This window comes from Paraburkholderia sp. UCT31 (genome assembly GCF_014397655.1).
GTDB classification, from domain to species: Bacteria; Pseudomonadota; Gammaproteobacteria; order Burkholderiales; family Burkholderiaceae; genus Paraburkholderia; species Paraburkholderia tuberum.
In genome coordinates, this window is sequence record NZ_VZQP01000123.1 from 1 (window position 1) to 6,710 (window position 6,710).

Genomic DNA, 6,710 nt, shown 5'->3' on the forward strand with positions numbered 1-6,710 from the left:
GGGGGCGGCGGCATTTGCGTGAACTTGCCGTGTTTTGCGGTCGGCCGCGCGGGAGGCGGCGTTGGCCTCAACGGTGAAGGTCCCTCGGGAAGTGCGGGCGCCGCAGGCACTCCTCCGACACCCGGTGGCGGAGGTTCGGGCGGACAGACGCCCTCCGGTAGTGTCGGCGGGACCTACGGTGGCGGCGGAGGCGGCTATGGCCTCTATGCATCGGGAGGCCAGGGCGCAGTCCGAATTATCTGGGGCACAGGACAGTCCTTCCCAAACAACGCGCCTTGATGCCCGTTGCATTTTTCCGTTTGCGACGATTCGCGTTTTGAAAAGACGGTCTGGCTGGCGCGTTCTTTTGTAACGAAGACGTCGTTGCTTTACAATCGAGCACTACCAAGCACTCTGCCCTTTCCCTTCCGGACAATATGCTCACAATCACCGGCAGCAAAGTCGACGAACACAACCGTTTAACCGTTACTTACGAGGCCTATAACCAGGCGCCGAACGCCGGCTCGATTCTTGAGCTTCCCGTGACGCTTATCCACGACCTCAAGCTCTCGCCGGGCAAGACCCGTTTCAGGGCGGTCATGGAGGAGACAGTCACAGGAGACGCCGAGGCCGCACTTGACAAGCTTGCGGACTGGGCCGAACGTCTCGCCATCGCAATCCGTCATCGAGGACCGGCCACAGCCGTCGTGCCCTCCTTCCCGTCGCCCGTTCGCCCTAAGCCGCCGACGCCAGCCATTGACGCTGCAGCGGACAATCCGCAGGGAGAGGACGAGTGAGGGTGGAACCGGCTTCGCCGAGCACCGCCGAGGATAGCGCTCAGGAGACCGCGCAGTGGCTGCGGCGACTGGACCCTCAACTGGAGGAAGCAACGGCCCACGCCGCCGGGAAGCTTCTCGGCCTCGCCGGCGTAAGCCTATCGGCGATACAGTGCCACGTCGACCTTGCACTTGAGGTGGCGCGCGCGGCTGCGTCGCCTTCGGTCGCCGAGGTGCGCGTGGTGGATTGCTTTGGCGTATTCAGCGGCGTCACGGTTTTGCTAAGGGTGCCCGCGAGCGCTGAGGCGGCATGGAACCAATCCGCCCATAATTGGGCGGATTGTGTGTTTAACCTCAATTTGAAGCTGGCGGCCGCTGAGGTCGCGCTTGAGGGTCCGCGCAACGTCGCATTCGACGTCGTCTTCGCTTCCGGCCACTAGTGCACCCCGTATCCGAAGACGCACTCCGCCCAGCGCATATGGAAACCAACATTTCCATATCGGCGTCACTTGCCTGCTCGGGCGCCGCCCGAACTACCTCGCACGGAACGCCAGCAAGGCACTCGGGGACGCGCACGGCACCACGACATATGGAAAACGGAAACGATATGGAATTTCCATATCAGCCGGATTCTGTGTGAAGCTCGTATAATTGGCTTTTCAATTCCTCCTTCCGGCCATGCTCCGAAAAGACTTGCTTCGTTGGGTTCTCCAGCACGCCATTGAGGACCGCACCAGCTACCTCGCAGCTATCGCAGGTTGCGGCATGGAAGACCAGGAACAGGAATGTCGGGCTGATATCGCGGCGTTCCGCGCGTTGCTGGCCGGTAAAGCGCCCCTCAGAACGGAAGGCGACGCCATGTTCCATGCATTCGTCTATGCGGAGCAGGACCGGCAGGCGTATCTGGATGCAAGCGGCTACCGGCGGGACAAGCCGCAGGAACGCTATCTCGTGGAAATCGCCGAGGCACTGGCGCAAGCCAAGGCGCTGCGGCTGAAGGTCTGGGGAGAGACGGCGCTGGAGGTCACGAGGCGCACCGGGACCGCCGTCCCCGTTCAGCAAGTTGCCGCGAACGCGGCGACGGCATCCCGCGAAGTCGCGCGCGGCGCCGCTCAGTGCCCCTCGACACCTGCGTCGAACGTTGCATAGAGTTCGCGGTCCGCGCGGCGGTAACGAGTGTCCTCGCGCTGAAAACTGATGTCAAAGGTCAGTCGCCGGTTCGTCTTGACCAGCTCGAACCTGATGATGTCGTCGCTCATGCGCGTCCTGAAAAACGTTGTGTTTGGGTTGGCTTTGCGCATTTCGCTCAAGCGGGGAAGAACGAGCACGCTGTAGCGGTCTCGCAACACCCATCCGCTGCGCTATATATATTCGAGCGTCGCCGGCCGGGACCAGCGCGCTAAGACCAATCTGGAAGTATGCGGGGCACGCCATCAGAAATTCAGCGGTGTGCCCTTTTCTATTGGTCTGCTGTCCACGCACGCTACGCGGCAGCGTGCGCGAGCTCCGTTGCCGACAACGCCGCGTCGTCAAGAATCTGCCGAGCAGCTTCGTTCGCCAGATACAGCCACGTCATCAAGGTGTCGGTGGGCTTGGTAATTTGGCCCATGTCGGATGTATCGAGGTCCAGCTCGCCTAGCAGGTGGTAGTACTCGTGCTCTGTGCCGACAAACGATTCGTCCCTCGTCGCCAGGTCGAGGGCCGCCTCAAGCGCTCGAGCCGCCTCCCCTTCCCCCTCTGGCAAGCTTTCGGCAAGAGCAATCAGGTCCGCGAAGCGCTCGTAATCGGTATCCTTGATGCCTGCCTCAGCCAGCGCTGCGCCATGCAGGTCGTCGACCTCTGCGTGAAGCCGGTCGAATCTATCGCGGTTCATTGCGTCCCGGTCGAGTTCTACCGATTTACATTCGGGACTCAGCTTGCCGTGAATGTAATACTCGATATCGTTGCCTGCGAGGAAGTCCAAGCCCCGGCTTACTTGGAAAACCAGCGGGTCAATGTCGCCCGTCACTGAAACGGTGAGCGGCGTCAACACAATGTCCATCGCGAGGTCGCTTGTGCCCGGCTTACGGCAACGCCAAATTTCGTATCGCGGTGTGCCTTCGGTGCTCGAGCCACTTCCGAACACCTTGGTGAACTTGAATCCCTGGAGGTCGCGCTGGGCGCGCTCACGGTAAAACGGGTTGCCGGCTCGGCGCATATGGTTCATTCCGGAAGAAGGACCGTGCGCGGAATCCGGGCAATCAAGCTAGATGCCGCGCAAAACGGGAAAGTTTGCAATTCGGCAGCAAACAGGGTGTGTTGCCCTTTACGCGGCCGACAGCCCCTCATTTTAGCGCTCTTTACGCAGTTTTTGTAAAGCGTCCGGATTGTGTCAAAGAACTGCGCCGGGGTTTCGATGTTCGAAAGGTGAGCATTTACGGGAGGCCCTGCAATCCATAAGCGGCCAAAGTTGCCCATCAGCTTCATATCGAGACAGAATGCGGGCGTTTCATCCATTGCAACGCTCTTTTTTCGCGTCCGGCGAGGCTTCAGCGCCCGTAAAAGCTCACCTATGCCACGGGGCCGCAGGCCTTCGTTCCAGCTATCAGCGTCCGGGACCTTCGAGCCAACGGTGTCCACAGGGCGACTGCCATCGCTGAGACTGCCGGCCGCGTGCCCAGGTACCGACTAGCCAAGCCTTACTGCGCCGCGCTCCCTCGACGGCGGGAAGCGCTCAGATGCGAGGTGCTAGAACTGCTAGCCGCTGGATGTCCGGTATGGCTACCTTATATTTGGCGGAAAAAGGATGAGGCGCCCGAGGTAGTTACAACGAGCGGTGGTCAAAGCGCGCGTGAACTGTTCAACGCGAACTTGCCGAGTTCGGTAGGCCAGACCTATAGGACCTACGGGCAGCGATACGGCTCGTCTTGCAAAGGAATTCGCACCGCGCGAAGTTCAATCGAGACCTGATGGCAAGAGACCAAAAGCGCGAATAACAGGATGCTAGGCCCAGTGAGACTCGCGATTCGGGAGGGTGCGCAATAACAGTGAAGACTGGGAACGCGGGTGACCGCGCACTATTTCTGGGCACCCGTCCAGACGCGTCCAATCGTCACGATATTTCCACTTATTGCCAAACGGTCTTCTCCGCGTTATAAAGTTGCTATACGAGTATTCAAGTGGAAAAAAATGTTGGCCCGTCTGTGTTTCTCCCTCAAATTGTCACACTCCGGTTGTCCTTCTTTCTCTTGAGTCCCCGTAGGCGCGAGGCGACTCGCGTTTTTTCAATCTTCCCAAATCTTGGAAAAAATTATGGCAACCGGAACGGTTAAGTGGTTCAACGATGCAAAGGGTTTTGGCTTCATTTCGCCGGATGACGGCGGTGATGACCTGTTCGCTCACTTTTCGGAAATTCAAGGCAACGGCTTCAAGTCGCTGCAGGAAAACCAGAAGGTGTCGTTCGAAGTTAAGCAAGGCCCTAAGGGCAAGCAGGCGGCCAATATCCAGCCGCAGTAAGGCGCGAACGGGCGGTCCCGGCACCGCTTCAGACGTGACCCGGCAATAACTGCCAGCCCCGATGCCCCGCTCGTTGGAAGACGTGCGGGGCATTATTGTTTTCATCGCGCGCGCTACATGAAAGAAATCTGAGCGTTTAAGACTGCGCCCTAGACAGGTTTGATTTTACAAACCTCCTAGGCGCACGATGTCCCTCCCGAGCGAAGCGCGCGAGACTGCGAGTCTCGCCGAGTCCCCTGCTGGCAAAGCTCTGGCACAATTTGCCAAAGCTCATCGCAAGCACGCACATCTCGTACACGTCACCCTGCGTGCCGTGAATCCCACGCTCATCAATGTTGACGGAATCTGGTCCGACGTCGCACGCGCCCGGGGCCACGGCCGGAGTGCAATGGAGCGGGTCATCGCTGCCGCTGACGCTTTCGGCGTGTCGCTGAAGCTCACTCCATACCGGCTCCTCTATGAAACGGATTGGGGATTTGAGTCCGAGCCTGAAGAAGCGCGTCGGCTGGACGCTCTGAACGCAAATGCGCTGACAACCGAGCAGCTTGAAGCGTGGTATGTCCGGCTCGGCTTCGTGCGGTCCGGTCAGTTCGACGGACCGGGCGACAATGCGACACCCGTCCTGCACCGAATGCCGCGAACGACAACATTGCAAGCTTGACGACCTTCGTGCCCGCCATCCGAGCAGGCGCCTGTTGATAGAACCAGCATGAGAACCGGGGCGTTGACTCCGCTTCTCACGCGCACCGACCGCCCCAAAAAAATGAGAACTTTACTTGCCGTGGCTATCCTCGCTTCCCTTCAAGGATGTGCCGTCATCAATGTCGCGAGTACTGCCGTGTCCGCAGGAGCATCGGTTGTGACCACAGGCGTCAAGGCCGTAGGGTCGGCAGCAAGCGCGCTATAGTTGCGCTGCAGCGGCATTCTTCGACTCCTCCATCGACCTCATTCCTTATGCTCGACATCGGCGTAAACTTCCACAGCCCTCAGCTTAAGGGGAGCACCGGACCCCTCCTCGAGCGTGCGAAAAGCGCGGGCATCCGAGCTATCCTTGCGACAGGGTCCTCGCGCGCCGCGAGCCAGGCGGCCCACGAACTGGCCTGCCAACATGCCGGATACATATGGGCGACAGCAGGCGTGCATCCGCATGGTGCAAGCCATTGGGACGACCAGGTGCACGCTGCTCTTGATGCGCTCTGGAGGCAGCCAGAAGTGGTCGCGGTTGGCGAGCTAGGCCTTGACTACAATCGCCTGTTCAGCCCACGTGATGCGCAGCGTCACGCGTTCGAGCAGCAGCTGGCCGCCGCCGTCCAAGTTGGAAAGCCGCTTTTCCTTCACAGCCGGGATGCCTTCGAGGACTTTCGGGCAATGACACGCGAAGCCGCGCGCGCCGGCGCACGAGGTGTCGTCCACTGTTTCACCGGGACAGCGGCTGAAGCGCTCGCGCATCTCGAGGACGGCTATGACATTGGCGTCACAGGCTGGGTAGCCGACCCGGTGCGCGGCGAAAGCCTGCGGCAGGCGTTGAAAGTGATTCCGCTCGAGAGAATACACCTGGAGACCGATGCGCCTTACCTGATGCCGAGGAACAAGCCGAAACGCGGTTCCGTCAACGAACCCGCGAATCTGCCGTGGGTCGCCAAAGCGGTCGCCGAGCTGCTAGACCTTCCGCCCGAAGAGGTCGGCGCCACCTGCGAAGCGAACAGTCGGCGGCTGTTCGCCCTGCCGAGCGCGAAGCGGTAAAACCGGGCCAACACGGGCGACCGAGAAATCGGGATTACATCCTCAAACTGAACCGAAATTCCGCAGTTCGAGGCGCCGGCGCCGTCTGTCCTTTCCGGTGAATGCGACCCATTGCGCAGCGTCACTGCCTATCGGACAGCGGCCGACGGACTTCGGGCGGTCAGTACCTCCGGGCCAGAAATGGAGGGTCTCGCACGACAGGGCGAGGCGAGGATGCAAAGAGAGCTGATGGCTTTTCTCCGGTGCAGCACAGCCCCCAGTTGTAAAGGCCCATGCGGATTCATGCCAAAAGGTCCTTCGAATCTTCCGCGCACGATTTGACAAGGCCGAGCTGTGTCCGCGACCCGGCCTCAATAACGAACATATACGACGCCCGAGCCTCCCGCGCCGCCCACAAAGGTCCCCTGGTTTCTACCCATGCCGCCACCGCCTCCGCCAGTATTGGGCGTACCGTCCGTCCCGTTTGCCGACTGTGTGCCCTGGCCCCCGCCTCCGACACCACCGTCAGCTGATGGATACGCGCCGGACCCTCCGCCTCCTCCGTAATAGACGGCCGTGCCGGTAATCGAGTTGCTGATGCCCGGGCCACCTATCCCCGTGCTCGGGGCATAGGCGTTGGTTTGTCCGACGCCACCGGCACCCCCTCCGCCCCCGGCAGCGTATTGCACCTGTCTCTTATACACCTCTCCGAGCCCACGAGACATCTCAGGATCTCGT

10 protein-coding genes are annotated in these 6,710 nt (G+C 60.6%); 6 read left to right on the forward strand and 4 right to left on the reverse strand.

Annotated elements, in window-relative coordinates:
• The first annotated feature begins 416 nt into the window (after positions 1 to 416).
• The 3 genes from F6X40_RS40590 (at position 417) to F6X40_RS40600 (ending at position 1,904) form a co-directional block, all read left to right on the forward strand.
• A complete protein-coding gene (locus F6X40_RS40590) occupies positions 417 to 776 on the forward strand; it encodes a hypothetical protein (RefSeq protein WP_187631765.1) in 360 nt (119 codons plus the stop codon).
• 2 nt (positions 777 to 778) lie between these two features.
• Positions 779 to 1,195, forward strand: a complete 417-nt coding sequence (locus tag F6X40_RS40595; RefSeq protein WP_187631766.1) for a hypothetical protein — start codon at positions 779 to 781, stop codon at positions 1,193 to 1,195.
• Positions 1,196 to 1,520: 325 nt separating this feature from the next.
• Positions 1,521 to 1,904, forward strand: coding sequence for a hypothetical protein (locus F6X40_RS40600; RefSeq protein WP_187631767.1), 384 nt, complete (start codon positions 1,521 to 1,523; stop codon positions 1,902 to 1,904).
• On the opposite strand, the gene F6X40_RS40605 is transcribed toward F6X40_RS40600, so the two are convergent.
• The 3 genes from F6X40_RS40605 to F6X40_RS40615 form a co-directional block, all read right to left on the reverse strand.
• The gene (locus F6X40_RS40605; protein ID WP_187631768.1) at positions 1,868 to 2,014 is read right to left on the reverse strand and encodes a hypothetical protein; all 147 of its coding nucleotides are present in this window, start codon (positions 2,012 to 2,014) and stop codon (positions 1,868 to 1,870) included. The genes F6X40_RS40600 and F6X40_RS40605 overlap by 37 nt on opposite strands.
• A 224-nt stretch (positions 2,015 to 2,238) precedes the next feature.
• Complete coding sequence (locus tag F6X40_RS40610) at positions 2,239 to 2,961, reverse strand: hypothetical protein (protein ID WP_187631769.1); 723 nt, start codon at positions 2,959 to 2,961, stop codon at positions 2,239 to 2,241.
• A complete protein-coding gene (locus F6X40_RS40615; RefSeq protein ID WP_187631770.1) occupies positions 2,958 to 3,251 on the reverse strand; it encodes a hypothetical protein in 294 nt (97 codons plus the stop codon). Before F6X40_RS40615 ends, F6X40_RS40610 begins: the two co-directional genes overlap by 4 nt.
• A gap of 795 nt (positions 3,252 to 4,046) precedes the next feature.
• Between F6X40_RS40615 and F6X40_RS40620 the strand changes: the two genes are divergently transcribed.
• From F6X40_RS40620 to F6X40_RS40630, 3 genes are all read left to right on the forward strand, one after another.
• On the forward strand, positions 4,047 to 4,250 hold the full coding sequence (locus F6X40_RS40620; RefSeq protein ID WP_187631771.1) for a cold-shock protein: 204 nt from the start codon (positions 4,047 to 4,049) through the stop codon (positions 4,248 to 4,250).
• Positions 4,251 to 4,638: 388 nt separating this feature from the next.
• Entirely contained in the window at positions 4,639 to 4,911 is a 273-nt protein-coding gene (locus F6X40_RS40625) for a hypothetical protein (protein WP_187631772.1), read from the forward strand.
• A gap of 293 nt (positions 4,912 to 5,204) precedes the next feature.
• Entirely contained in the window at positions 5,205 to 5,993 is a 789-nt protein-coding gene (locus F6X40_RS40630) for a TatD family hydrolase (RefSeq protein ID WP_187631773.1), read from the forward strand.
• A 350-nt stretch (positions 5,994 to 6,343) separates the two neighbouring features.
• On the opposite strand, the gene F6X40_RS43755 is transcribed toward F6X40_RS40630, so the two are convergent.
• A complete protein-coding gene (locus F6X40_RS43755) occupies positions 6,344 to 6,697 on the reverse strand; it encodes a glycine-rich domain-containing protein (protein WP_410452736.1) in 354 nt (117 codons plus the stop codon).
• Positions 6,698 to 6,710 lie beyond the last annotated feature (13 nt).